Raw genomic sequence first — 25,402 nt, 5'->3', positions numbered from 1 at the left:
AGAGCTTTCGGCAGGATTTGCGGGCAAATCCTTGTCAGAACATTCAGGTATACGTGCTCTAGCCAGCCTGGTGCGTTGCGGCATCATAGGTCAGCCGCTCGTCTCCGGCGCTGGGAGCAAGTGCCCAGAACCATCGCCCGTGCCCGCCAACAACATAGGAGTGTTGCTCCACAAGACGCCAGGGCGCTGGCAACTCGCTGGGGGCTGGCTCAAGCGCCAGCACGACCAGCACGCCGTTATCGTGCAGCCTGGGGCTGGCGAGGTCAAGCAGTTGCCGCCAGGGCATGAAGGCGCGGCTCAGAATGCAGTCCGCCTTGTAATACTGCCCCTGAAAAAAATGCTCCACCGGCCCTCTGAATACATGGGTGGAGGGCAACTGAAGGCGGGAAAGTACACTGGAGATGAACAGGGCGCGCTTTTCGCGCACTTCTATCATATAATATGCGCCGCGCGTCCAGGCCATACGCAGGGGAATGCCCGGCAGGCCTGCGCCCGCGCCAAGATCCCAGCACAGGGGAGCTTCGGGCAAATTGAGCTTGTCCAGAAAACCGGCCAGATGAAAACTGTCCATCGCCAGCCGGGTAAGCATATCCTGCCAGGTGTGCGGGCCGACCAGGTTCATGGCCTTGTTCCACTGGCAGAGCATTTCAAGATATTCCGCCAGCGGCTCCAGGGCCGATTGCGGCACTTCCGCGCCCGAGGCCGCCGCCAGACGCGCCAATTCCTTTCTGTCAACCGATTGTCGCTGCATGATCCTTTCCTGCGCTTGTTCGCCCGTTGCGGGCCTTTCCGGCGTTTCTGCCGGGTTCACTGTCATATCCCCGCAGACCGGGACTTGCAAGCCCTGCGCCGATAACGTAAAAAAGAGGGCTTGCGCGCAATGCGCACCCTAAACGAACCCAAGGCCGCAAGGCCACGCCAATGCGCGCATGTGCGCGCCACTGGAGGATAAACCCCGCATGACACAAGCCGTTTTGCTCTTTCCCGGCCAGGGCTCGCAAGAGTCGGGCATGGGCCGCGATCTGGCCGAGACTTCTTCTGACGCCATGAACCTCTGGAAGCAGGCCGAGCGCATCAGTGGTCTGCCCCTGCGCGAAATTTACTGGGAAGGCGATGATGCCGCCATGAGCGACACCCGCGCCCTCCAGCCCGCCCTCACCGTGGTGAATCTGAACCTCTGGAGCGCAGTTGCCGCGCGCGCCAACGTGTGCGGCGCAGCCGGGCACAGCCTTGGCGAGTTCAGCGCCATGGCCGCTGCTGGCGTGCTTTCTGCCGAGAGCGCCCTTGAGCTTACTGCCCTGCGTGGCCGCCTCATGGCCGAGGCCGATCCCGACGGCAAGGGCGGCATGGCCGCTCTGCTCAAGCTGGATCAGTCCGCCATTGAAGAAATTGTGGCCGAAACCGTTGCCCAGTGCGGCGAGCTTTTGCTGGTGGCTAACTACAATACCCCCGGCCAGCTTGTTATAAGCGGGGCCAAGGCCGCCGTGGCTCTGGCCTGCCAGAAGGCCAAGGAACGCAAGGGCCGTGGCCTTGAACTCAAGGTCAGCGGCGCATTCCACAGCCCCATGATGGCCGAGGCCAACAAGGAGCTTGCCCCCCTGCTGCGCAAGGCCGTGTGGAGCAAACCCCAATTTCCCGTATACTGCAATGCCCACGGCAAGGCCGTGACAGATGGCGAAAGCGCGCGCGAAAGCCTGCTTGTGCAGATGACATCCTCCGTGCAGTGGATAGACACGGTGCGCAACCAGTATGCCGACGGCGCGCGCCGCTGGCTGGAGCTTGGTCCCAAGGCCGTGCTCGGCAAGATGGTGGCCCCCTGCCTCGCGGGAACCGCCACGGCGGAAGACCTTGCCATTGAGCTCGTCAACAACGCCGAAACAGCGGCGGCCTTTGCAGGATAGATTTTTGCGGAGAAAGGCCTTTCATGCGGAAGGCCTTCCCCGCCTTGCCTGAAACTTTTTCTTCATGCGCCCCCGTGCGGCAGTGCCGCAATCGGCCTGCGCATGAACCTGAAACGGGGTTCCCGGCGGCAGTGCCCCGGGCCGCCCGAGGCGTTAAGCCGCAACCGTTGCACAATAAAGGACACCAGCACTATGCGCGCCATTGACACCCTGCGCACGGCCCTCAAGGCCATCATTGAAGAAGAAGGCCTTGCCTGGCCCGTCAAAACCGTGATTGAACCGCCCCGCGACCCCAAGCACGGCGATCTTTCCGTCAACTCCGCCATGCTGCTTGCCAAGGAAGCCAAGGCCAACCCCCGCGAGCTGGCGCAAAAGTTCGCCCAGAAGCTTGTGGAGCGCTGCCCCGAGGTGTCCCATGCCGAAGCCGCCGGCCCCGGATTCTGCAATGTGACCTTCACGCAGGATTTCTGGCACGGCACCGTGGCCGACATTGAAGCTGCGGGCAAGGAGTACGGCAAGAGCACGGGCGGCGCAGGCAAAAAGGTGCTGCTGGAATATGTTTCCGCCAACCCCACTGGTCCCCTGCATGTGGGGCATGGGCGCGGCGCTGCCGTGGGCGACAGCCTTGCCCGCCTGCTGCGCGTGGCTGGCTATGACGTAAACACCGAGTATTACATCAACGATGCCGGTCGTCAGATGCGCCTGCTGGGCCTTTCTGTATGGCTGCGCGCCAAGGAACTGGCCGGAAAGCCCGTCACCTGGCCCGAAGACTACTACAAGGGCGACTATATCATCGACATCGCCCGGGAAATGCTGGATGCCAACCCCGCCCTCGTGGAACTGCCCGACGCCGAAGGCCAGGACGTGTGCTACGACAAGGCCATGAACGACATCCTGAACGGCATCAAGGACGACCTCAACGAATTCCGCGTGGAGCACCAGCGCTGGTTCTCTGAAAAAACCCTTGTGGAAGGCGGGGCCGTTGCCGCTGCTTTTGACGCGCTTGATTCCGCCGGGTATACGTATGAAAAAGACAATGCCTACTGGTTTGCCACCGAAAATCTGGGCGACGACAAAAACCGCGTGCTGCGCAAGTCGGACGGCAGCCTGACCTACTTTGCCTCCGACATCGCCTACCATCACGACAAATTCCAGCGCGGCTACGACTGGCTCATTGATATCTGGGGCGCGGATCATCACGGCTACATCCCCCGCATGCGCGCGGCCATCACGGCCATGGGCAAAACGCAGGACAGCTTTGACGTGGTGCTTATCCAGCTGGTGAACCTGCTGCGCGAGGGCCAGCCTGTAAGCATGTCCACCCGCGCGGGCACGTTTGAAACCCTGGCTGATGTCATCAAGGAAGTGGGCGTTGACGCAGCGCGCTTCATGTTTCTTTCGCGCAAGAGCGACAGCCCGCTGGACTTTGACCTTGAACTCGCCAAGCAGCGCAGCCTCGACAACCCGGTGTACTACGTGCAGTACGCCCACGCGCGCATCTGCGCCGTGCTGCGCCGGGCTGAGGAACGCGGCTTTGTGCTGCCCGCCAAGGCGGATGCAGACCTGCTGCACGGGCTGGATACGCCCGAAGATATGGCCCTGCTGCGCAAGGCCGCCACGTTTGAAGACATGCTGGCCTCCGCCGCCAAATCGCTTGGCGTGCATCACGTGAGCACCTACCTCACGGAACTGGCCGGGCAGCTGCACAGCTACTACGCCAGGCATCAGGTGCTGCTGGCCGATGACGCGCCCCGCACCCTGGCCCGCCTTGCCCTCCTGCGCTCCATCGGTCAGGTGCTGCGCAACGGTCTGGACGTGCTTGGCGTGAGCGCCCCGGAAAGTATGTAACATTCGTACAAACTGAATTTTGAACTGTTCTCAAACGGAAACAGCGCCGGTTCGATCCGCCAGATGACTCCTGCGGGGCACTTCCGCAGAATCATCTCCGCTGTTTCATAAACGTCGAATATTCGGCGTGCGACAGATCTGCTCTGTGCCTGTAGCCGTTAAGGCGCGTTTTGAACGAGGCCTTGCGTGTGCTCTGCCTGCCCCGGACAGGATGCGCCTTAACGGTTAAACCAGGCCCCCACAGATTACCGCACGACGGAGGATAATGAATGGCCGCCCCCTTACGCAAACCCCGCAAATCCGTCGTTTCCCAGCCTTCGGGCGAAAAGCGCCGTTTTGTTATCCGCCTTTCGGGGCCAATGCTTGCCCTGCTGGGCGCAATCCTTGTGGTGGCAGTGGGCTGGTCATTTTTTATGGGATTCATGGTTGGGCGCGGGCAAAATCCTGAAACGCGCGTGGAGCAAATGACCAGCATGATTTCCAAGGACGCGCCCAAGGCCAAGCCTGCCCCAGAGGCCCCCGCGCCTGACGCGGCAGCTCCGGCGGCACAGGCGGAAACCGCCGATGCCCAGAATCCGGCCCCCGGCGCTGAGGAAAATCAGGCAATGCCCGCAGGCGCGCCCCAACCCGGCAAACCGGGGCAGGATCAAAAGGGGCAGAAAGCAGCCGCGCAGGCTCCCCAGGGCAAACAGGGCCAGCAATCCCCGCAGGGGGCCTATCCCTTTGCGCAACCTTCGGGCAACAGTCTGGCGGCCTGGGGCATCAAGCCCGGCGCCAACCAGAATGCGCAGGGACAGGGCGCTCAAGCCAGCGCGCAAACAGGCGCTCAGGCCAACGCCCAAAACGGGGTGCAGGCAGCAAAACCCGCACCCGCCAAGACGGGCCCTCAGTTTGATTATGTATATCAGGTGGCTGCATTCAAATCTGACGAAGACGCGGACAAGCTGCGCACCCGCCTGGAAGGCAAGGGCCTGCGCACCCGCACCCAGAAAAACGGCAAGCTCGTGCTGGTTATGGTCAGCATTCGCGGCACGGAAGACGATGCCTTCAACCTGCGTGAAGACCTGCGCCACATGAAGCTGGGCGTACCCATTCAGATTTCGCAAAAACCTGTTTCAAGCAAACCGCAAAAATCAGGGCGGTGAGGCAAACCATGACCGCAACCGAAACTTTCGGCGATTTTCTGCGCAAGATAGGCCGCCCCTGCCTGAACGGCATAGACGCTCTTGGCAACACGGCACTGTTCATGCTTGAAGGTCTGGCCCAGATATTCGCCAGCCCCAAGATTTTTCCGCGCACCATGCAGCAGCTCTTTGTCATCGGCTCCAAGTCGCTGTTTCTTATCATGCTGATCGGCGTGTTCTGCGGCATGGTGCTGGGGCTTCAGGGCTACTACACTCTGGTGAAGTTCGGCTCGGTGGGCATGCTCGGCTCTGCCGTGTCGCTCACCCTGATCCGCGAGCTTGGGCCGGTGCTCACGGCCATCATGCTCACGGGCCGGGCCGGGTCTTCCATGACGGCAGAAATCGGCGTCATGCGCATTACCGACCAGATTGACGCCCTGGACGTCATGGATATCAATTCCATGGGCTATCTGGTCAGCCCGCGCCTGCTGGCATCGCTCATCGCCTTTCCGCTGCTGACGGCGGTATTTGACGTTATCGGCATCATCGGCGGCTATCTCACGGGCGTGCTCATGCTGGGCATCAACGAGGGCGCGTATTTTTACCGCATCACAAGCTCGGTGACGGCAACGGATGTGAACGGCGGTTTCATCAAGGCCGTGCTCTTTGGCCTGCTTGTGACCACCATCTGCTGCCGCCAGGGCTATTACACCAACAAGAGGCGCGACAGCGTTGGCCCGGAGGCCGTGGGCAACGCCACCACCTCCGCCGTGGTTATTTCCTGCGTGCTGATTCTTGCGGCTGACTACATTGTTACCTCATTCTTGCTTTAACGGGCCATGCAGTCTGTAACAGTCATCGGCATCGACCCCGGCTCCCAACGCACGGGCTGGGGCGTGGTGCGCGAGGTTTCGGGCGTGCTGCAACTGGTGGACTGCGGCGTTGTGCGCACGGCCTCGGCAGGAAAGGAATTTTCTGACCGCCTCGCCCGCATCTACCATGAACTTTCGGGAGTTTTGGCCCGCCTCAAGCCGGAAGAAGCCGCCATCGAGCAGGTCTTTACCGCCAAGAACGCGGCTTCGGCCCTCAAGCTTGGTCAGGCGAGGGGCGTTGCCGTGGCCGCCTGCGCGGCGCACGGCCTCACCATCAGCGATTATGAACCGACCCTTGTCAAAAAATCCCTTGTGGGAACGGGCCGGGCAGAGAAGGAGCAGGTGGCCTTTATGGTGCAACGCCTGCTCAACGTCAAAAACGCCAACTGGGCGCTGGATACCTCCGACGCGCTGGCAGTGGCCGTATGCCACCTGACCGTGCGCCGCTTTGCGGCCATGGCGGGCAAGTAGCGTCCGCCAGAGTCCGTATTCAACTGCTTTCCCTGCCCGCCTGATTTTTCTACGCCCACGCGCCTGGGCTTGCCGTTTACGCGGCGGGATATTCCGCCATATGCGGGATTACTGCCTTGCCCAGCCAGTCAATGGCCCTGCCCAGATGCCGCATATTTTCCAGCGCAAAAGCGTCCTTTGCCGCTTCCCCCTCCGCATGGCCGAAGCCCATGTTCCAGTATGTTGAACCGGGAACCAGCATCTTGGACATCAGGAACATGTGGTTGATGCTGTCATAGGCATGGGTTGCCCCGGCCCGCCCGGCAGCCACCACTGCCGCGCCAATCTTGCCCTGAAATAACCCGCCGTTCACATAGGCCACAAATCCGGCCCTATCCACCAGCGCTTTCAGCTCCGCAGACATGTCCGTGAAATAACAGGGCGTACCCAGGATCATGGCGTCCGCCGCCAACATTTTTTGCAGCAGTTCGTTGAGCATGTCGTTGTCAAAAACGCAGCGCCCGTTTTTCAGCTCCGCACATTTTTCGCAACCGCGGCAGCCCTGAATCTTCTTGCCGCCCAACTGCACAGTTTCCACTTCCCAACCAGCCTCGCTTAGAGGCGCAAGCGCTTCATGCAGCAAAAGAGCCGTATTGCCGTTTTTTCTGGGGCTTCCGTTTATGGCCAGTACTTTCATGATGTTTCTCCTCAGTGCCAGATTTGCCTCCATACTATGCCTAATCTGCAAAAGTTGAAGTACTGACAAAAAATTCATATAATGACGTCAATAACAGGTACTGACAAATAGTATAGCTTTAAACAGGAAAGCGTATGGACACTCCCGACATTTGCCCGCCCGTACAGGGCAATTACCGTTGCCATTTTGAACTGACCTTGCAGCTCATTGGGGGCAAGTGGAAATTACTGGTTATTTATTTTCTTTCATTGCAGGAAGTTATCCGTTTCAGCCAGTTGCGGCGATCCCTGCCGGAAATCAGCGAGCGCATGCTGGTACGCCAGTTGCGCGAACTGGAAGAAGACGGTCTTGTGCACCGCAAGGTCTACGGCACGGTGCCGCCGCGTGTGGATTATTCACTCACGCCGCTGGGCGTCTCGCTTGTGCCCATCATGGAATCGCTGAAAGCCTGGGGCAACATGTATGAAAAAAGCCGCAGTCAGACAGACCCTGACCACGGCGACGCCAAGAGCGCTGGCTCCGAGCTATAAAAAAACGGAGGGCTCAACGAACCCTCCGTCTGCACGCGGGCGGCAGCGCCGCCGCATGATCATTTTTTGCGCTTTATTCCACGATAACGGCCTTCTTGATAATCACGCTTTCCATAGGCACGTCGTCGTAGTAGCCCTTTTTGCCGGTCTGCACGGCGGCGATCTTGTCTACCACTTCCTGCCCCTTGATGACCTTGCCAAATACGGCATAGCCCCAGCCCTGCGGCGTCTGGCTCTTGAAGTCGAGGAAGTCGTTATCCTTGGTGTTGATAAAGAACTGCGAAGATGCCGAATGCGGTTCGCTGGTGCGGGCCATGGCGATTGTGTACTTTTTGTTCTTGAGGCCGTTGTCCGCTTCGTTGCGGATGGAGGCGCGGGCGGACTTCTGTTTCAGGTCGGGGGTGAAGCCGCCGCCCTGGATCATGAAGTTCTTGATAACGCGGTGAAACACCGTGCCGTCATAAAAACCGGATTTGACGTACTGCACAAAGTTGGCCGTGCTGATGGGCGCTTTGCGGGCATCAAGGCGCACCACGATGTCGCCGAGGTTGGTTTCAAGCTTCACAGCCGGATCAGGGTCAGCAGCCTGGGCCTGCCCTGCCAGAGCAAGCATGGCACCGAAGCAAAGAGTCAGCGTAACAGCACGAAAAAAAACACGAATTGATTTCATGGATTACTCCTCGCAATATGATGTGCCGGGTCTGCCCCGGCAGGCCGCAAGGTAGCACGCTGCCGTACACGCAGCAAGGGCGGTTGACTAGGCGACATAAGACAGGGCTGCATCAGGCCGGAATGGCCGGGCCAGACTACACAGGGCAGACGGCAACCGCCCCCCTTTCCAGCGCCACATGGCGCAGCCGCCAGCGCCGAACTTTCCCCTTCCGGCCCTTGCTAAATGCCGCTGCCGTTATTATACTTGTAGGCAGAAGACAATCTTCAAGCCCGCCCGACGGCACTGCGGCACGGAGCCGTAGCCGCCGAACGGACTGAGCGCCTTCAACTGCTTTTCGGAGGATATAATGTCATACAGCCGCAGTGTTGCTCAAAGCTCCGCTACCAGCGTTGCTTCCCTTTACATGCGTCAGGTTTATCAGTGGATGACGGCCGGTCTGGCGGTAACCACAGTTGTAGCCTACGCGGTTGCCAGTTCGCCTGCCGTGCAGGCGGCCATTTTTGGCAACACCATTGTGCTTGTTCTCATGCTGGTGGCCCAGTTCGGTCTTGTTATCGCCCTTTCGGCGGCGGTTCACAAAATGTCCGGCGGCACGGCCACGGGTCTGTTCCTGTTGTATTCCGCCGTCACGGGCGCGACGCTTTCGTCCATCTTTGTGGTCTACCCCATTGCGTCCATCGCCAACGCGTTTCTGGTAACCACCGGCACCTTCCTTGCCATGTCGGTCTACGGCACTGTCACCAAACGCGACCTCACGTCCATGGGCAGCTTTTTGTTCATGGGCCTCATAGGCATTATCATTGCCTCGCTGGTGAACATCTTCCTCAAGAGCAGCATGATGGACTTTATCATCAGTTGCCTTGGCGTGCTTATCTTCACCGGCCTGACCGCCTATGACACGCAGAAGCTGCGCCGGTTTGGCGAAAACGCCCCCATGGAAGACGGCACCGCCGTGCGCCGTGGCGCTATCCTTGGCGCGCTGACGCTCTACCTTGACTTCATCAACCTTTTCCTCATGATGCTGCGCCTGTTCGGCGGCAACCGCGAGTGATGCGGCACTGCGCCAACGCAGCCTGAAATTTGAGCGATCGGGGGCGAAAGGCCAAGCCTTTTGCCCCCTTCTTTCGCACTACGGAACTCTATGAAAAAGAAAAAATCCCAACGCGGAGCGCCCGGCGCTTCCGCCCATACCCCCGGCTTTCCCTCACGCGAGGAACTGCTGGAGGCCTTTTCCGCCCAGTCGCGCCCCATGCGCGTGGACGGTCTTTTACGTGTGCTGGGCCTTGCCCGCCGCGCCAAGGGCGACCTTGAAGCCGCGCTGACAACGCTGGCCGAGCAGGGCCGCCTGTTGCGCTTGCGAGGCGGCCTCTGGGCGCGCCCCGAAGCCCTCAAGCACATTACGGGCCGTTTCAGTTCGCTGCGCGACGGCGGGGGCTTTGTTACGCCCATGCGCCCGGTTGCCGAGGGCGAAAACAACCGTGACAGCCAGCTGGAATTTACCGGCGCGCGCGATGTGTATATCCCCGCTGCGCTGACCGGCGAAGCCTGGCATCAGGATATCGTGCGCGTGGCTCTCTCCCCCGGCGCATCGCGCGGCCCATCCCCAGAAGGTCGCATTGTTGAAGTTGTGGAGCGCGGCCTCAAGGAAATCCCCGCCCATGCCGCCCACCGCACAGGGCATACACTTTTTTGCCGTCCGGCGGATGCGCGCCTCTCCGTAAATTTCAGCGTGGAGCTGGCTGCTGGCGAAACGCCCCCCGAGCCGGGCACTCTGGTATTGCTGGCCCCGGTGCAGCGCCTGGCCTCCGACCTGTGGACAGCCCGCATTGTGGGCGACTACGGGCGGGAGGACGATGTGGCAGTGCAGGAGGAACTGGTCAAACTCAACCACGAGGTTCCGCGCGACTTCCCTGCCGGGGTGCTGGCTGAAGCCCAGCACCTGCCCAGCGGCCCCACGCCTGAAGACATGCATGACCGCGAAGACGTGCGCGCCCTGCCGCTTGTGACCATTGACGGCGCGGACGCCCGCGATTTTGACGATGCCGTGGAGGTAGAAGACCGCCCCGGCGGCGGCTGGCTGCTGCGCGTGGCCATTGCCGATGTGAGCCACTACGTGCGCCCGCGCGGCAACGGCAGCACTGGCGCGCTGGATGCGGAGGCTCTCTCGCGCGGCAACTCCTGGTATTTCCCCAAGTCCGTGGAACCCATGCTGCCCGAGGCCCTTTCCAACGGCCTGTGCAGCCTGCGCCCGGATGAAGACCGCCTCGCCATGCTGGCGGAAATTCCATTTTCCCCGCAGGGCAAACCCGGCAAACCGCGCTTTGCGCAGGTGGTTATGCGTTCTGCGGCGCGGCTGACCTACGATCAGGTCAAGGCCTGCATGCTCGACAACGATGCTGCAGCCCTTGCCGCCCTGCGCCAAAACCCGCGCGGTGAAGAAGTCATCAGCATGCTGCAAAGGGCCTTTGCCCTGTATGCGGCCCTGCGCGATGCCCGCCGCCAGCGAGGCAGCCTTGATTTTGACCTGCCCGAGGCAGACAGCCGTCTGGACGAAGCCGGGCGCGTGGTCTGGATCGGACACCGTCAGCGGCACGATGCCCACCGCCTCATTGAGGAATTCATGATCGCGGCCAATGAGGCCGTAGCGCGCCACCTGCGTGATGTGGGCATGCCCTTTCTCTACCGCGTGCACCCCCTGCCCGACCCGGAACGGCTGGAAAGCCTTTTTGACACCCTCGCAGGCGTGGGTATGGAAGACCTGCCACCCCGCCCGGACGCCGCAGCCATGCAGGGCATTCTTGCCCGCGTGCAGGGTACTGATCAGGAATTTCTGGTCAACCGCCTCTGCCTGCGGGCCATGCCGCAGGCGCGCTATCAGCCTTTTAACGAAGGGCATTTTGGCCTTGCTTCGCAGGCCTACTGCCACTTTACCTCGCCCATCCGCCGCTATGCCGACCTGCTGACCCACCGGGCGCTCAAAACCGCGCTGGGCATCGGCGTGGGCGCGCTGCCCGCTGGGCAGAAGCTGCTGCGCATCAGCGACCAGATCAACAGACGCGAACGCGCGGCCATGACCTGCGAACGCGAAATGGACCGCCGCATGGGCTGCCTTGCCCTGCTGCCCCGCGTGGGCGAGCACTTCAAGGGCATGGTGGCAGGAGTCACGGATTTTGGCATTTTTGTGGAACTGGCCGACATGCCAGTGGAGGGCATGATCCGCATTGATGACCTCGGGGATGACTGGTACGACTTTGCCCCCCGCACCATGAGCCTTGTGGGCCAACGCTCCGGCGTCATGTGGCGCATGGGCCAGAGCCTTGAGGTCGCGCTGGCGGAAGTGAATCTGGGTCGGCTTGAAATCCGGCTCATGCCGCTGGAACTGCCCAAGGCCGCGCAGGGCAACTGGCGCGGCAGAGGCAAAACATCCCGCAAGCCAGCTCACAAAGGCGGCGCAAAACCGGGACGCACAAGCCGCCCCGGAGGTTCGCGCTCCGGCTGGAAGATCACCTCTCCCGGCGACGAGTCCAGCAAGAGCGGGGGCAAGGGTGGAGCAAAGGGCAAGGCCCGCCGCAGCGAGGGGGGGGCAAAGCGAGGCCCCAAGGCTGGAGGCCAGGGCAAGGGCGGTAGCGGCGGTTCTGGCGCGCGCGGGCGCAGCGCGGGCAACGGCAGCAAAAAGCGGGGCCGCTGATGGCCTTGCTTTCCGCACAGCAGCGTATGGGCGCAGCCGCGCTCATACTGGCGGCCAGCACTGTTCTTTCGCGCCTCATGGGCCTTGCGCGCGACAAGATCATTTCTTGGCAGTTCGGCGCAGGCGGCGAATCCGATATGTATTTCGCCGCCTTTGTGGTTCCGGACATCATCAATTATCTGCTGGCTGGCGGCTTTATGTCCATCACCATCATCCCCCTGCTGACCCGCAGGTTTCAGGAGGATGAGGCGGATGCATGGCGCTTTTTTTCCTGCGTTTTCTGCTGGATGGCGGCTGCCTCCACCCTGCTGACTCTTGGCGGCATGGCCCTTGCGCCCTGGCTGGCGCAGGTGGTGGCCCCCGGCTTCAGGCCGGAGCAGTGGGCGCGGCTGGCCTTTTTTATGCGCATCATCCTGCCCGCACAGATTTTCTTTTTGTGCGGGGCATGCGTCACGGCCCTGCTGTTCATGCGGCGTCAGTTCCGCGTTCCGGCGCTGGCCCCGCTGATCTATAACGGGGCCATCATTGCCGTGGGTCTGCTGCTGCCCTGGCTGGCAACCACGCAGACTGCGCAGGCCGCTCTGCCTGCAGGCCTGCTGGCCCACATGGACGGCATGACCGGCTATTGCGTGGGCGTGACCCTTGGCGCGGCCCTTGGCACCTTTGTGCTGCCCCTGCGGGTGGCGGCCCAGCAGGGTCTGCGCCTGCATATGGAATGGCGGCACCCCCTCATGGGCAAATTCCTGCTCACGGCCCTGCCCCTCATGCTGGGACAGACCATCATGATGCTGGATGAGCAGTTTTTGCGGGTCTTCGGCAGTCTGGCGGGCGATGGCGCGGTGAGCCTGCTCAACTACGCGCGGCGCATAACCCAGGTTCCTGTGGGGCTGGTAGGTCAGGCCGCCGCTGTGGCGTCCTATCCCTTTTTGGTGGCGCTGCTGGCGCAGGGCGACACCGAACGCTTCAACTCCACCCTGCGCACGGCCCTGCGGGCCAGCGTTGCCCTCATCATTCCTTGCGCGTTCTGCATGGCGGCCACAAGCTGGCCCATCTTGGGCGTCATTTTTCAGGGCGGGCGCTTCAGCCTCGCAGACACGCTGGCTACCCTGCCGCTCACGCGCATCATGCTGGCCGCCACGCCCTTCTGGATTATCTACATGGTTCTGGTGCGCGCCTACTACGCCCACGGCGACACCATTACCCCGGCTGTGACCGGCAGCATCATGACGGCGCTGTGCATACCCATGTATTACTGGTGGGCTGTTCCCAACGGGGCGTGGGCCATCGCGACTCTTTCGGGCCTGAGCGTGAGCCTGTACGTGCTCTGGCTGGTGGGCATATGGATTCGCCGCCACGGCAGCGGGGCCTTTACGGGCCTGACCGGGTTGGCAGCACGGGTGATATTTTGCAGCTTGCCCGCCACGGCGGCGGGCTGGTGGGTCTCCGAGGTCTGCATGCGCTCGTTTACGCTATCCCCCATCCTCAAAGCCTGCGTGGTGCTGATGCTGGGCAGTTGCGCCTTTGCGGCCCTGTTTCTGCCCCTTGCATGGCAGACCGCGCCCGAGGCTTTGGAGCCAGTACTGCAAAGGCTTCGCCGCAAGCGCGGCACAGCCTGATTCTGCGGGATAAACCAAGCTTGAAATGTTCGGGGGAGGGCCACCACCCCCCTGAAACATTTATTGGCTGCGCAAGCTTTCTCGCGCAACTGTCCGGGGCCAGAGCGCGGCATCCTCTGTAGCAGTAAAAGTTTCTCCCATCACCACATCAGATCAGGCTGCCCACAGGGTTATGATTCTGCCTCTGTGCCTGCGGCATGTCTTTGCTGCAACCTTTGCTCCAGCAGGGAAACCACCGTACTGGCCAGCAGGGCGGCAGCCGATGCAAGCCCGTAGCACAGCCACAGGGAAAGATGCTCAACCCCTGTCATCACCACCACTGCAAAGGCTATGCAGCCAAACCAGCCAGCCATGATGCCGCGAAAGATGCTCACTACCGCAGGCGCACCATGAGTGGCGTGGGCAAAAGGCACAATGGAGCAGACCATGACCGGAAAAAACATGAGCACCCCGCTCCAGCCAGGGCCAAGCCAGTGGGCGGCCTCTGTCACGGCAAAGACCAGCCCGGCCCCGCAGGCCATCTGTATGGGAACGCGCACACCTGCGGACAGCGTATGACCTTGCTTGCACCGGGCCAAAACCCTTGGCAGGCAGGCGAGCACCAGCACCGGAGAAAATGAGGAAAGCACCACTGCCCACAAGTGCGTGAACGGCAGGTGCAGCACAGCCCAGCCCCCGCCAAAAAATCCGCACAGGGCCGCAGGCAGGGCCACAAACCAGGGCATGCCCCAGGCGGCAAGCCAGGGATAGATGAGCGCTGTTGCCGTGCAGGCCAGCACGCCAAGCAGCGTGTTGAATGAGGCTGCGGCAGAAAAAGCCGCGCCCTGCTCCAGCGTGAGGAAAAAGGAAACAGGGCCGGAAATGAGCGGCAAGCCAGCAATGACGCCGCCCACAAACGAGCCCCAGCGGCGGGCCACCAGCAGGCACATGAGGATAAGCAGTGGCGTAAGAAAAATTTTGACCAGCATCTATGCCGCCCTGTGTATGCAAAAAGTCAGCGCCGGGGGGATCCGCCGGATCAGAACCAGCTTCCGTGGCCCAGTTTGCGGGTCAAACGCAGCAGGTCTTCGTGAAAAAACAGCCACGTTGCGCCCGCCACACAGGCCAGAAAACAGTATTCACCAAGGCTGCCTGTGGAGCACAGCTTGAGCGACAGCTTGTTCTGGCGCGAAAAGGGCGTCAGCGGCACCCCTGAAGGGGTCAGCATATCCAGCAGCACATGGCTCAGCCCGCCAAAACCCAGGCCGAGCAGGGCATCCCTGCCCAAGGAACCAAGGCTGGCAGGCGACAGGGCAAAAGCCGCTACGCAAACCGCCAGCCACCAGCCAAACCAGTGGGTTGTGCCCCGGTGGATGGCGTTGAACACTTTTTGGCGGCCCCTGCGGGTGGGTGCGAGGCCCGCAATGCGCTGATCCAGCACATCGGGCAGCACCGCGCCAGCGCAAGCCGCCGCCACGCCCTCCCAGGGAAGATGCAGCGCCAACGCCGCCGCCACAGCCGTGGCCTGATGCGTAATCCATTTCATGGTGTAAACCGCTTATGAAATAACAGTGCGGGGAAGTGCCTCTTGTACAAAAGAGCGCCCTCCCCCGCAAGGATATTACTGATCTGTTTGCTGCTTGCCCCGAGCCATCGGGCACAGTCGCGCGGATTTTTATAAAACCGCTCTGGCCCGCCTGGGCCAGGAGACCCAGCAAAATATCTTGCCGTCAGTCAGTCCCAATCATTACCCGCAACGCGAAAAACCGCAGCCGGGGCAGATGAGGCAGCCTTCCTGAAAAACCAGCGGCTCGCCGCATTCGGGGCAGTTCTGGGCTTGCAGATCGTTGACGTCGCCGATGTGTTCGTCCTTGAGATAGCGCTTTTCCAGCACCCAGGCGATGGCATCGGGGATGGAAAGCAACAGCCCCTTGCCGCGAAACACGGGGTGCTCGCCGCCGATACCCTTGATCTGGGCCACAACATCGCGCACATGCACGCCGGAGCGCAAGGCCAGCGACACCAGGCGCCCAATGGCCTCGGCCTTGGCCGTGATGGAGCGGCCAGACTTGCCGATGGTGGCAAAAACCTCAAAGGGCTGGCCGTCAACCTCATTAACGGTGAGGTACATCACGCCAAGCCCGGTGGGGACCTTCTGCGTGAAGCCCCACACAATGTCGGGGCGCTTGCGCACGCCAGCCCCGACCTGAGCAGCAGACAGGCCAGACTGCACAGGCTCAGCGCCGCTTTCGCCGTCCATTTTCTTTTGGCCTTCGCCCGTGGCCAGCACCTGAATGCTCTTGCAGCCGTCACGGTACACAGTCACGCCCTTGCAACCTTCCTGATAGGCCAGCCAGTAAATATCAAAAATATCCTGTTCCGTTGCGCTGTTGGTCAGGTTCACGGTTTTGGACACGGCATTGTCGGTATGGCGCTGGAAGGCCGCCTGCATGCGCAAATGCCACACAGGGGCGATATCCATAGCCGTAACAAAGACCTTGCGCAGCTTGGCGGGCAGGTAATCCATTTCCTGAATGGAACCCTTGGCAACCACCGCATCCATGAGTTCGTGGCTGAACAGTCCGGCATCGGCAAGGGCCGCCTCAAAATGGGGGTTCACCTCCACAAGGCGCTCGCCGTCAAGAATATTACGGGTAAAGCACAGGGCAAACAGCGGCTCCACGCCGGAGGAGCAACCCGCGATGATGGAAAGCGTCCCCGTGGGCGCAATGGTGGTTACCGTGGCGTTGCGGTAGGGGCCAAGCTTCTTTTTGGCGTACACGGACGTGGCGTAGGCAGGGAAAGCGCCGCGTTCCACAGCCAACTGGGCCGAGGCCTTGTGCCCTTCCTCCTGAATAAAGGCCATGATGCGCTCGCCAAGCTCAAGGCCCTGCTGCGAATCATACGCCATTTCAAGCTGATAGAGCAGGTCGGCAAAACCCATGACGCCAAGGCCGATCTTGCGGTTCTTGCGCACGGTTTCAGTGATGCTGTCCAGCGGAAAACGCGAGGCATCAATGACGTTGTCAAGAAAGCGCACAGACAGGTGCACCACGCGCTTGAGTTCGGCCCAGTCAATGCCGTCGCGCGCCGGGTCAGCCGCATCGTTGTGACCGGGAACGTAAAAACACGAAAGGTTGATGGAACCCAGATTGCAAGCCTCGTAGGGCAGCAGGGGCTGTTCGCCGCAGGGATTGGTGGATTCTATCTCGCCCTGGTCAGGCGTGGGATTGTCGCGGTTGATGCGGTCAAGAAACACAATGCCCGGATCGCCGGACTGCCATGCCTTCTTGACCAGCAGTTCAAAAATCTCACGCGCGCGCAGGCGGTTGATAACTTCGCCGGAATTGGGAGCCACAAGGTCGTAATGCTCGTCGTTTTCAACAGCGCGCATGAAGACTTCTGTCAGGCCCACGGAAAGATTGAAGTTATTGAACTCGCCCTCTTTTTCCTTGGCGCGGATAAATTCAAGGATGTCAGGGTGATCCACGCGCAGAATGCCCATATTGGCCCCGCGCCTCGTACCGCCCTGCTTCACCTGCTCTGTGGCGGTGTTGAAGATGCGCAGAAAGGATACCGGGCCGGAGGCAACGCCCCCGGTGGAACCCACGCGGCTATCCTTGGGGCGCAGGCGCGAAAAGGAAAATCCTGTGCCGCCGCCAGACTTGTGGATCATGGCCGCGTATTTGACCGCATCAAAAATTTCTTCAATGGAGTCGCCCACCGGCAGCACAAAGCAGGCCGATAGCTGCCCCAGATCTGTGCCCGCGTTCATGAGCGTGGGCGAATTGGGCAAAAACTTCCAGCTGGTCATGAGATCATAAAAATCGCGCGCCAGCACGTCGCCCTTGCAGGTGGACTGGTTGTACTTGGCTTCCTCGGCGGCAATGCAAGATGCCACCCGCCAGAAAAGATCACGCGGGGTTTCCACCTGCTTGCCGCTCAGATCCTTGCGCAGATAGCGCTTTTGCAGAACAACTTCCGTATTGGGTTTCAACTGTGGCTGCGGCAAATTCTTGGGCATTGTGAGCATGAAAAAACAGCCTCGTATTTAAGGTATGCAGCCGCCGGGGCGGCTCCGAAGTTTCCGTATGACTAACCGCAAAACAGAAGCCGCAGCATGGCGGCTCAGATACGGCGTTTGATAATAAGTGCTGAGTATACACGGAACCTATGCAAATAAAAGCCCCTGAAAACCCGCATACTACCATTAACATACTAAATTATTTGTATAAATTATCAATAAAAATAACCAATAGCAACAAAAAACTTTAGAATCCTCCGCCTCCGCGCCTGTTTTTTAGCCAGTGGCGCGGATATGCGGGGCAAGTTTTTTTGAACAAAAATTGTGCGGGTAACCCAGCCGAAGGAGGTGGGAAATGCCCCGAGGTATCGCAGGGAGCCATGAACATCCTGAACTGAAAATTCTGCAATGGGGAGCAGCTATGGTGCGTCATGCACTGGAAAGGGGGGCACAAGCCCCCCTGAAGTTCGCTGATAAAAGACCCCGTGCGCAAAAGGCGCAATCATCGATACTGATGCCCTGCGTGCCTAGCGTTTATTGCGTCGCGGGCCAGTGGGCTTGCCAGAACGCTTGTCGCCTGGGCGCCTGTCGCCAGAACGGTTGTCAGAAGAGCCTCCACGGCCCTTTCTGTCCTGTCCGCCCGGTCTGTCATGACGGTTGTTGCGGTCTTGACGGTCTTGGCGGTTGGGCCGATCAGGCCTGTCCGAGCCTTCAGACCGATCTGAACGGTTTGAACGGTCTGGCTGACCCTGCCGATCCTGGCGGCCTTTCCAGTCCGGACGGTCGTCACGGCCACGGCGGTCATCCCTGCCTGACCGATCATCACGCTGAGGGCGGTCATTGCCTTGCGGCCGGGGCGGACGCCCTCCCTGCCCTCTGCGGTCGTCCCCCTGGCTGCGGTCGCCCTGCGGGGCGCGGGACGGACGGTCTGGATAGCCCTTTCCTGCGGGTCTATTGCCTTCGCGGGTGCCATCACGGGTTCCATCCCTGCCGCCTTCTCTGTTGTCCCTGTTGTATGGCACGGGCCTGCGCCCTTGTTCATCAGCACCGGGGCGGCGCTCAGGCCGGGGGGTTCCCCCCTGTTGCGCCGGAGGGCTCACCTGCAAAGCGCCACTTTTGCGGTCGCGTGGCGCGCCAGCAGCAATGGAAACAGTCAGTTCATCGCCAGAGGCCAGACACTCGGCATTTTCCAGCAGCAGTATCCCCTTGCCAGAGCAGGCGTAGCGAGCCCTGCCCGCCAGACCCGGCACCAAAAAGGGGGCAGAAAGCACCCTGACGGGCAGGGAACCGGACGTTTGCGCTTCTGCCTCGGGCATGGCGGCAAGCAAGAGGGGCGAGAGGCTCAGGCCGCTTTTACCAAGGCCCGAAGCCTGCGACAGGTCTTCAAGCCACAGCGGCGCGCCTTCGCTGCCAAAGGTAAAGTGGCACCATGTGCGCCCGCCCTGGCCGCGCAGCAATGGGCAATCAGCCTGATGCGTACAGGGCGCAAGGGCCGTCAGCCCGCCGTCAACGGCAAGCTGGCGCAAACGCATGATGGTGGAGCCGCCAAGGCGCGTACCGGGCTCCACAAACAGCAGGGAAGGCCCAACAGAGGCAGGGCTGCCCGCAGTCGCCTCGCCGCGCGAGTCCGCATGGTCAAAGAGCGGCGACAGGGATTCAAGGAAGCTGTCGAGCCGATCCTCGCGGCAGCCTTCGGGCTTTTCGCCATCAGCCTCGCCCGCAGCGGGATTGCCGTCAATATCCATGCCCTCGGCATCCAGCGAATCAAATTCGTCCTCGTCTTCTATGGCGCTTGCGCCGCGTGAACGCTTTTTGCCAAAACGCAGTTCGTTGAGCACGTTGGCGGCGCTGACCAGCCACGGACGCGCCCTCCCGCCAGAAAGCAGAGGGGCGGCCTGCCGCACGACCTGATCAAGAGGCGCACGGGCCACGCGTACAGGCCATACGGGCTGGCCCGTCAGCTCGCCCAGAACCTCCATAAGGGTTTTGCCTAGTTCAAGCGGCTGGGACGAGGTGTCCATCGCCAGCACCCGCACTGGGGCACTGCGCCATTCAGGCCTTGCCAACCAGAGGGCCAGCGGCAGGGTCAGCGGGCCTGAGCCCACGTCCACCAGCAGGGCCTCGCCACCCTGCGGAGCCACCGCGCGGGGGTCGGCCAGGGGCAGGCTTGCCAGCAGGCGCGTGAGGCGCACGAGATTCCAGGGAAGAAAATAATACAGATAGGCGCTGATGGAGGCCGGGGAACTCCAGTACGGGCGCGCCAGCCCGGCGCGTTCTGTAGTCAGAAGGCGCGAAAGTTGGGCCACGTCATCGGGCAACGAACGCTTGTGCGCCGTATTGAGCGGCCATACCTTGGCCAGGGCTTCGGGCAGCATATCCAGAATGCGCTGGGTTTCAGCCGAAAGCGGCGGGAACAGCGCTCTGGCGGCAGGCCAGGCCCCCGATTCAAAAGAACGCGCTGCGGGGCGCTGATTCTGGCGCTCGAAGTTACGCTGCCCAGGAGCGAAGTCCCTGTCCCCCTCGCGCTTCTCTGGCCGGAATGCAGGCCTGCCGTAGCGATCCCTGGGTGCGTTGGGCGAGCGTCCATCCTGACGGCGGTCATCACGCCGATCAGCGGGGCGGTCAGTGGGACGGCGGTCGTCACGGCGATTGTCGCGGTGGTCTTCTCGCCGCCCATCACGCCGTGCATCACGGCGCTCATCCTGTCCCCTTGAGGGGCGGCTGCCGGGCCGACTATTGGGGCGACTGCCGGGCTTGTCGTCACGGCGGTCAGAAGCACGCCCGTCCCGGCGGTTATCCCGGCGGTCGTCCTGACGGCCAGAGTTGCGGTCATCGCGTCCTGCAAATCTGCCGTCCGCGCTATCGCGCCGCACGGGCCTGTCGTCAGGTCTGCGCGGGGACTGGCGGCGGGGCTGGCTGGTGCCCTCGCCGGAACGGCGGCTACGCCGATCGGAATCGTTAAAAGAATCGTCTTTCGCGGACATTTATACTCCAAAGCGCATACGGCGCAGATAATCGGTGTGAAAATTCGGTTCGTCTACAAGGGGAAGCACCACGGCCTCGCGGCACATGCGGGCCAAAGGCGGAATTTTTTTGCTGTGCAGCGCAAGCAGCGCGGCTCCGTCTAGCGCCGTATTGCCCACGGCGCGAACACGCGGGGCAAGAACAGCGGGAACAAAGCCCAGAGTTTCAAGGTCGTCCGGCCTGACATATTCGCCCAGCGTACCAGCCAGGCACACTGCCGCAACATTGCTGGCAGGAATATCCGCCGCGCGCAGCAGCGCATCCAGCGCCAGAGCAAAGGCGGCCTTGACCTGCAACAGGGCCTCCACATCAGCGGCGGCAAGCCACAGGCCATGCGGCAGGCGCAGGCGCGCGCCTGACCGGGGCTGGCCGGATGATGGGGGTTCCCCCGCCAGGTTGGGCTGCTCCAGCCCGGCAGCCAGCTTGCGCGCCAGCGGCATGGCCGGATTTGCCACAAACTGCCCGTCATTGCGCAGAGCTCCTGCGCGCAGCAGCAAGGCCAGCAGGGACAGGTATCCTGTGGCGCTTATGCCGCGCGCTACAGCTCCCGCAGATCCAACTCCAGCGCCAGCCGCAGAACCTGCCGCAAGCCCTTCAGGGTTCTGCCCCGCGTTTGCGCTCTGGCAGGCAGGACAGGGGCAAACAGCGCCCTGCGCAGCATGGTGACGCGCCGCATCCGCTGCATTTTCTGCATCCGGGGACGCGCTTTCATAAAACTGCGCAGCAAGCCCCAGGGGCGTGAGCGTAAAGCCCGTTACCACACCGGGGCCAGCCAGCTGGCCGCATTCAGGCCCAATACCTTCCAGAGCCGGGCCAAGGGGTACGCTGGTCAGCCACAACTGTCCAGTCTCGGTTACCAGTGCAAGTTCGCCGTTGGTGCCAAGGTCGGCCAGTACAAAGGGCCGGGGAACATCCGCCTCCAGCAGGGCGGCCAGCCCCGCGCTCACGTCGCCGCCCACAAAGGGCGCAGGCAGCGGCGGTACATAGAGAGGTGGAAAATCCGTCAGGGCAACGGTTTCATCGCCGCTGTGCGTCAGCCTGTACGGCGCTGCGCACAGCCCCTCCACATCGCGATCAAGAAAAATATCCGTCATGGCCGTATTGGCAGCCAGACACAACCGCGTCACCCGCCCCGTGCCCGACTTCGCCAGCGAATCCATGATGCCCAGCAGTTGCCGCCGGGCAAGCCCGGCCAGCACGGCGCGCCCTTCTGCCACGCGCGCCACGGCAAGGCGCGACATGACATCCGCCCCGGCCCCGGCCTGCGGATTGAGCGTACGGCCTTCAGCCACTGCCCGGCCTTGCATATCAAGCGCCCGCCAACACAGGGATGTAGTGCCAAGATCAACTGCCAGAGCCAAATCCGGCGGCGTCATTGGGGGCAGAATCTGCCGCGCCGCGCCGCGACCGGACAAACGCCCTGTCTCTTGCGCTCCCGCTGGCAGAACAAGATTCTCCGGCGGCAACTCAAGATCAAGCGCAGCAGCGCCCTCCGCAGTCGTGTCAGGGTCTGGCACCTGACGGCGACAGGCCAGACGCCAGCCAGCCTCCAGCTGCGAGGCGGAAAAAACGTCCACCTCCGCAGGCAGGCAGGGCGGCGCATGGCGCACAAAACGCACGCGGCAGCGCCCGCAACGCCCAAGCCCGCCGCACAGGGGCAAAGGGCGCACCAGCCCCGAAAGCCAGATGGCCTGCGAAAGGCTTTGCCCCGGCCTTGCGGCAATAGTCACTGATGGCGCGGCTGGAGCAGCGCCGCATGGGTCTGCATGGGCATGGTCACTGGCCGAAAAAAGACGTACAAACATGCGCCAAGAGTGCCTGACAGGCCCGGTAAAGGCAAGCGTGGCGCACTCCCCTGCCGTGCGGCAATTGCTCTGGCAAAAGGCGCTGTACGGCTTGTCAAACTGGCCTTTATCTTGCATATTCCATCTGCGTGGTCGTGTGCGGAAAAACACGCCGCAACACACATTTTCACGACTGTTCCGAGGCTGGTATGAATAAAGTTCTGGCGCAAGACGAAGTTGATGCCCTGCTGCGCGGGCTTTCCGGCGGGGAAATCGAAAACGAAGCGGAAACGCAGGAAGACGATTCCGGCATTGTGTCTTTTGACCTTGCCAATCAGGATCGCATCATCCGCGGGCGCATGCCCGTGCTTGAAATCGTTAACGACCGTTTTTCACGGCTTTGCACCAACGCCCTTTCAAACTCTGTGCGCAAGCGCGTGGAGCTGAACCCCATATCCATTGATATGACCAAGTTCGGCGAGTTCATGCGCTCGCTGCCGGTGCCAACCTCCATCAATATTTTCAAAATGGATCCCCTGCGCGGCAATGCCATCATGGTTGTTGATTCGCGTCTGGTATTTGCCCTGGTGGAAAACGTGTTTGGCGGCGCTGGCTCCCAGCCCAAGGTTGAAGGCCGCGAATTCACGCGCATTGAGCAGGCAGTGGTGGACAAGATTGTCAAAATCGCGCTGGAGAACATGGAAGAATCCTGGCGGCCAGTGCATGACGTAAAGCTTGAGCTGGTGCGCAGCGAAATCAATCCGCAGTTCGCCGCCATTGTGCCCCCCAGCGACGTTGTGGTGGTCATCACCTTTGAGGTCGAGCTGGATACGGCGCTCGGCTCCATGATTATTTGCCTGCCCTACGCCACCATTGAACCCATTCGTTCCAAACTGCATGCGAGCTTTCAGACCGAACGCCTCGAAGTTGACCACGCATGGGTGGCGCGCCTTAAAGAGCGCCTGCTGGAAACCCCGGTGGAGATGAAGGTGCATTTTGGCCGCACCACCATCACGGGCAACCAGTTGCTGCGCATGCAGGTGGGCGACATTATCGTGCTTGATACCGACCACGAAGACATGCTCAACTGCACGGTCGCCGGAGTGACCAAGTATCAGGGCCTGCCTGGCACCATCAAGGCCATGAAGGCCTTTCAGATCATTAAGGAAAACGAACCGCAATACACCTGATGCGACCAGCCGCGCGGCAAAGGCGGGCACTCGGCAGCCGCCAGCACTGACGCCGCTCCCCCCACGTATTAAATTCACGCAAAGGCCCCTGCCTGAAAGAACTGCACCCAACGCAGATTCTGTCAGACAGGGGCCTTGTGCATCTACAGGCACGGCAGGGCTAAAATGCCAAGCCTGCCTGTACATAAAAATTATGCTTTGTCAGGCCCGTCCTCACAACCAGAACCGCCACAGCCGGGGAGGCCGGAACTGTCAGAGCTGTGCTTTCCCCCACAGTGCGCGCCACAGCCGCCAGGCAGGCGGGAAAGCCTGTGTGCCCGCATCTCAGGCGCAAGAATATGCACCCCGGCGGCGGCCAGATGCGGCACCACCTTTACGCCTTCCGGCACGGGTACGTTATCTTCGTACGCGCCCACCGGGGGGCGCAATAGCACGCAACTGCACCCGGCGGCCAGCCCGGCCTGCATATCGCGCACACGGTCGCCAATCATCCAGGAGCGTGCAAGATCAATATTCAGATCGGCAGCGGCTTGCAGAATGAGGCCCGGCTCTGGCTTGCGGCAGTTGCAAGGGCCAGTAACCTCCGGCAGGTGGGGGCAATAATACCACGCGTCGATAACGGCGTTGTGCGCCGCAAGATCTTCATTAACCCATGCTTCCAGAGCGTGCAGATCGTCCTCGCTGAACATGCCGCGCGCCAGCCCCGACTGATTGCTCACGACCACAAGCAGATACCCTACGGCATGAAAGCGCCTGAGGGTTTCAACCACGCCCGGCAGCCACTGCCAGTCTTCCTTGCGGTGAATATAGCCAGTATCGTGATTCAGGGTGCCGTCGCGGTCCAAAAAAATGGCGCGGCGCGGCGCTTCTGCTGTGCTCATGAAAGCCCTTGCCCTTTTCCGGGGTTACCCGGCAGTTTGGTGTGCTGCAATCCTTGGCAATTATGCGCCAAACCAAAAAAAATGCAAAAACTGCCCGCAAAAACCTAACCGGTGTCCCAAACAGAAGCGGCCCACAAGTGGGCCGCTTCTTTCCCCTGCCCTATAAGGCGGGGAACGCAAAAACAAGGCTGCTGACAGACAGACCGCAGAATTACTTCTTGGCGGTCATTCTCCGTTCCCACAGCTTCATGTCGTTCATTTTTTTGCGGCGTTCACGCTGCAAAGCCTTGCAGGCAAGCGGGGTACCCTTTTTAAAGCCCCACTTTTCAAGGTATTCTTCTGTGGAGAGGCCGTGTGTAGCCAGGTGACGTTTAGTCAAAATCTTGAAGCTCTTACCACACTCAAGGCAGGTAACGCTCTTTTCCTTGATCGATTTTCTGGCTTCAAGAACAGCCCCATCAAAATCGGGTTCGCCAGTGGCTTCGCCCATGGCAACAGCCCTGATGCTGCCAGCAACCTTTTGGACAAAGGCCGTTATTTCTTCCGCGCTCATAACCCTGACGCCAGCCTGAGCCTTGGAAATTTCCAAAGCACCCTTCAAAAAATCGTCCATCTTCACTCCGCGATATATTAAGTTAAAAAACTTTTGAACTATAAGGATTCAGCACTAACACTATTTCGATAAAGCAATTTGTGTCAACCCAATAAACGAAAAATGACACCACAATCAAACCGGGGCGCTTGAAGCGTAAGGAGGGCAATATAAATAGCTTTTAGAGAATATGCCATCCATATTTAGGGGTGCGCCGGCGCTTCAACCGCAATTTATCGCACATTATTACTGTAAAAATAAAAAATAGCCCAAAATGGCTGCCATAATACAAATAAACTCCCAGCTTTTTACATTTCATGATAAGCATAGAAAGAAATAAATTACACAAAATTACATCAATGTGCATAGATATAATATAAAAACTAAAAATCATATCAAAAATCAGCCATTTAAGAGCTTGCTGCTCCCAACTGATATAATTCAATTTAATTTTTTTTAATAAAATAATTATCGCGCGGTTTCAAGTTCAAAGTGCAACACCCAGTCCTTGGGTATTGGCGTCTTCTAA

General features: G+C 60.7%; 20 protein-coding genes. 10 read left to right on the top strand and 10 right to left on the bottom strand.

All coding sequences use genetic code 11. The features are described from left to right. Nucleotides 1–58: 58 nt before the first annotated feature. On the bottom strand, nucleotides 59–754 hold the full coding sequence (locus NE637_RS14115) for a 16S rRNA (guanine(527)-N(7))-methyltransferase RsmG (protein WP_371740871.1): 696 nt from the start codon (nucleotides 752–754) through the stop codon (nucleotides 59–61). Between the two features lie 205 nt (nucleotides 755–959). On the opposite strand from NE637_RS14115, the gene NE637_RS14110 reads away from it, so the two are divergent. From NE637_RS14110 to ruvC, 5 genes are all read left to right on the top strand, one after another. Next, on the top strand, nucleotides 960–1,901 hold the full coding sequence (locus NE637_RS14110; RefSeq protein ID WP_227118527.1) for an ACP S-malonyltransferase: 942 nt from the start codon (nucleotides 960–962) through the stop codon (nucleotides 1,899–1,901). A gap of 192 nt (nucleotides 1,902–2,093) precedes the next feature. Next, the gene (gene argS, locus NE637_RS14105) at nucleotides 2,094–3,749 is read left to right on the top strand and encodes an arginine--tRNA ligase (RefSeq protein ID WP_227118526.1); all 1,656 of its coding nucleotides are present in this window, start codon (nucleotides 2,094–2,096) and stop codon (nucleotides 3,747–3,749) included. A gap of 269 nt (nucleotides 3,750–4,018) precedes the next feature. After that, on the top strand, nucleotides 4,019–4,894 hold the full coding sequence (locus NE637_RS14100; RefSeq protein ID WP_227118525.1) for an SPOR domain-containing protein: 876 nt from the start codon (nucleotides 4,019–4,021) through the stop codon (nucleotides 4,892–4,894). A gap of 8 nt (nucleotides 4,895–4,902) precedes the next feature. Next, nucleotides 4,903–5,706, top strand: coding sequence for an MlaE family ABC transporter permease (locus tag NE637_RS14095; RefSeq protein WP_192112369.1), 804 nt, complete (start codon nucleotides 4,903–4,905; stop codon nucleotides 5,704–5,706). Nucleotides 5,707–5,712: 6 nt separating this feature from the next. Beyond that, a complete protein-coding gene (ruvC, locus tag NE637_RS14090) occupies nucleotides 5,713–6,216 on the top strand; it encodes a crossover junction endodeoxyribonuclease RuvC (RefSeq protein ID WP_227118524.1) in 504 nt (167 codons plus the stop codon). Nucleotides 6,217–6,292: 76 nt separating this feature from the next. Here the strand turns inward: ruvC and NE637_RS14085 are convergent, their stop codons facing one another. Further along, entirely contained in the window at nucleotides 6,293–6,892 is a 600-nt protein-coding gene (locus tag NE637_RS14085) for a flavodoxin family protein (RefSeq protein WP_192112368.1), read from the bottom strand. A gap of 134 nt (nucleotides 6,893–7,026) precedes the next feature. On the opposite strand from NE637_RS14085, the gene NE637_RS14080 reads away from it, so the two are divergent. Then, nucleotides 7,027–7,422, top strand: coding sequence for a winged helix-turn-helix transcriptional regulator (locus NE637_RS14080; protein WP_227118523.1), 396 nt, complete (start codon nucleotides 7,027–7,029; stop codon nucleotides 7,420–7,422). Between the two features lie 73 nt (nucleotides 7,423–7,495). On the opposite strand, the gene NE637_RS14075 is transcribed toward NE637_RS14080, so the two are convergent. Further along, nucleotides 7,496–8,092 (bottom strand): peptidylprolyl isomerase, encoded by a 597-nt coding sequence (locus NE637_RS14075; protein ID WP_192112365.1) that lies wholly within the window; start codon nucleotides 8,090–8,092, stop codon nucleotides 7,496–7,498. Between the two features lie 349 nt (nucleotides 8,093–8,441). Between NE637_RS14075 and NE637_RS14070 the strand changes: the two genes are divergently transcribed. The 3 genes from NE637_RS14070 (at nucleotide 8,442) to murJ (ending at nucleotide 13,399) form a co-directional block, all read left to right on the top strand. Then, the gene (locus NE637_RS14070) at nucleotides 8,442–9,146 is read left to right on the top strand and encodes a Bax inhibitor-1/YccA family protein (RefSeq protein ID WP_215647224.1); all 705 of its coding nucleotides are present in this window, start codon (nucleotides 8,442–8,444) and stop codon (nucleotides 9,144–9,146) included. A gap of 90 nt (nucleotides 9,147–9,236) precedes the next feature. Continuing rightward, the gene (rnr, locus tag NE637_RS14065) at nucleotides 9,237–11,783 is read left to right on the top strand and encodes a ribonuclease R (RefSeq protein ID WP_256267767.1); all 2,547 of its coding nucleotides are present in this window, start codon (nucleotides 9,237–9,239) and stop codon (nucleotides 11,781–11,783) included. Continuing rightward, on the top strand, nucleotides 11,783–13,399 hold the full coding sequence (murJ, locus tag NE637_RS14060; RefSeq protein WP_192112362.1) for a murein biosynthesis integral membrane protein MurJ: 1,617 nt from the start codon (nucleotides 11,783–11,785) through the stop codon (nucleotides 13,397–13,399). The genes rnr and murJ overlap by 1 nt, the downstream gene beginning before the upstream one ends. A 170-nt stretch (nucleotides 13,400–13,569) precedes the next feature. Here murJ and NE637_RS14055 read toward each other — a convergent pair whose 3' ends face one another. From NE637_RS14055 to NE637_RS14035, 5 genes are all read right to left on the bottom strand, one after another. Next, a complete protein-coding gene (locus NE637_RS14055) occupies nucleotides 13,570–14,367 on the bottom strand; it encodes a hypothetical protein (RefSeq protein WP_227118521.1) in 798 nt (265 codons plus the stop codon). 50 nt (nucleotides 14,368–14,417) lie between these two features. Beyond that, on the bottom strand, nucleotides 14,418–14,924 hold the full coding sequence (locus NE637_RS14050) for a metal-dependent hydrolase (protein WP_192112360.1): 507 nt from the start codon (nucleotides 14,922–14,924) through the stop codon (nucleotides 14,418–14,420). A gap of 201 nt (nucleotides 14,925–15,125) precedes the next feature. After that, nucleotides 15,126–17,411, bottom strand: a complete 2,286-nt coding sequence (locus NE637_RS14045; RefSeq protein WP_192112359.1) for a vitamin B12-dependent ribonucleotide reductase — start codon at nucleotides 17,409–17,411, stop codon at nucleotides 15,126–15,128. A 518-nt stretch (nucleotides 17,412–17,929) separates the two neighbouring features. Beyond that, nucleotides 17,930–20,386 carry a small ribosomal subunit Rsm22 family protein gene (locus tag NE637_RS14040; protein ID WP_227118520.1) on the bottom strand — a complete coding sequence of 819 codons (2,457 nt, stop codon included), beginning with the start codon at nucleotides 20,384–20,386 and terminating at the stop codon, nucleotides 17,930–17,932. After that, on the bottom strand, nucleotides 20,387–22,348 hold the full coding sequence (locus tag NE637_RS14035) for an ASKHA domain-containing protein (protein ID WP_227118519.1): 1,962 nt from the start codon (nucleotides 22,346–22,348) through the stop codon (nucleotides 20,387–20,389). Between the two features lie 71 nt (nucleotides 22,349–22,419). Here NE637_RS14035 and fliM point away from each other — a divergent pair, with 71 nt between their 5' ends. Next, the gene (gene fliM / locus NE637_RS14030; protein ID WP_192112357.1) at nucleotides 22,420–23,400 is read left to right on the top strand and encodes a flagellar motor switch protein FliM; all 981 of its coding nucleotides are present in this window, start codon (nucleotides 22,420–22,422) and stop codon (nucleotides 23,398–23,400) included. 191 nt (nucleotides 23,401–23,591) lie between these two features. Here the strand turns inward: fliM and gmhB are convergent, their stop codons facing one another. Continuing rightward, entirely contained in the window at nucleotides 23,592–24,281 is a 690-nt protein-coding gene (gmhB, locus tag NE637_RS14025; RefSeq protein WP_215647219.1) for a D-glycero-beta-D-manno-heptose 1,7-bisphosphate 7-phosphatase, read from the bottom strand. Nucleotides 24,282–24,492: 211 nt separating this feature from the next. Further along, the gene (locus tag NE637_RS14020; protein ID WP_192112355.1) at nucleotides 24,493–24,894 is read right to left on the bottom strand and encodes a Ros/MucR family transcriptional regulator; all 402 of its coding nucleotides are present in this window, start codon (nucleotides 24,892–24,894) and stop codon (nucleotides 24,493–24,495) included. Between the last annotated feature and the right edge of the window lie 508 nt (nucleotides 24,895–25,402).

Origin of the sequence: Desulfovibrio desulfuricans (assembly GCF_024460775.1) — a bacterium.
Classification (GTDB): Bacteria; Desulfobacterota; Desulfovibrionia; order Desulfovibrionales; family Desulfovibrionaceae; genus Desulfovibrio; species Desulfovibrio desulfuricans_E.
The sequence above is the reverse complement of the archived record's forward strand: the minus strand, read 5'-3'. Positions and strand labels throughout refer to the sequence as shown.

Bases quoted from the DNA above. Each gene is read 5' to 3' on its own strand.
- NE637_RS14110 (WP_227118527.1), top strand. From the start codon at position 960: ATGACACAAGCCGTTTTGCTCTTTCCCGGCCAGGGCTCGCAAGAGTCG.
- argS (WP_227118526.1), top strand. From the start codon at position 2,094: ATGCGCGCCATTGACACCCTGCGCACGGCCCTCAAGGCCATCATTGAA.
- NE637_RS14100 (WP_227118525.1), top strand. From the start codon at position 4,019: ATGGCCGCCCCCTTACGCAAACCCCGCAAATCCGTCGTTTCCCAGCCT.
- NE637_RS14095 (WP_192112369.1), top strand. From the start codon at position 4,903: ATGACCGCAACCGAAACTTTCGGCGATTTTCTGCGCAAGATAGGCCGC.
- ruvC (WP_227118524.1), top strand. From the start codon at position 5,713: ATGCAGTCTGTAACAGTCATCGGCATCGACCCCGGCTCCCAACGCACG.
- NE637_RS14085 (WP_192112368.1), bottom strand. From the start codon at position 6,892: ATGAAAGTACTGGCCATAAACGGAAGCCCCAGAAAAAACGGCAATACG.
- NE637_RS14080 (WP_227118523.1), top strand. From the start codon at position 7,027: ATGGACACTCCCGACATTTGCCCGCCCGTACAGGGCAATTACCGTTGC.
- NE637_RS14075 (WP_192112365.1), bottom strand. From the start codon at position 8,092: ATGAAATCAATTCGTGTTTTTTTTCGTGCTGTTACGCTGACTCTTTGC.
- NE637_RS14070 (WP_215647224.1), top strand. From the start codon at position 8,442: ATGTCATACAGCCGCAGTGTTGCTCAAAGCTCCGCTACCAGCGTTGCT.
- rnr (WP_256267767.1), top strand. From the start codon at position 9,237: ATGAAAAAGAAAAAATCCCAACGCGGAGCGCCCGGCGCTTCCGCCCAT.
- murJ (WP_192112362.1), top strand. From the start codon at position 11,783: ATGGCCTTGCTTTCCGCACAGCAGCGTATGGGCGCAGCCGCGCTCATA.
- NE637_RS14055 (WP_227118521.1), bottom strand. From the start codon at position 14,367: ATGCTGGTCAAAATTTTTCTTACGCCACTGCTTATCCTCATGTGCCTG.
- NE637_RS14050 (WP_192112360.1), bottom strand. From the start codon at position 14,924: ATGAAATGGATTACGCATCAGGCCACGGCTGTGGCGGCGGCGTTGGCG.
- NE637_RS14045 (WP_192112359.1), bottom strand. From the start codon at position 17,411: ATGCTCACAATGCCCAAGAATTTGCCGCAGCCACAGTTGAAACCCAAT.
- NE637_RS14040 (WP_227118520.1), bottom strand. From the start codon at position 20,386: ATGTCCGCGAAAGACGATTCTTTTAACGATTCCGATCGGCGTAGCCGC.
- NE637_RS14035 (WP_227118519.1), bottom strand. From the start codon at position 22,348: ATGCAAGATAAAGGCCAGTTTGACAAGCCGTACAGCGCCTTTTGCCAG.
- fliM (WP_192112357.1), top strand. From the start codon at position 22,420: ATGAATAAAGTTCTGGCGCAAGACGAAGTTGATGCCCTGCTGCGCGGG.
- gmhB (WP_215647219.1), bottom strand. From the start codon at position 24,281: ATGAGCACAGCAGAAGCGCCGCGCCGCGCCATTTTTTTGGACCGCGAC.
- NE637_RS14020 (WP_192112355.1), bottom strand. From the start codon at position 24,894: ATGGACGATTTTTTGAAGGGTGCTTTGGAAATTTCCAAGGCTCAGGCT.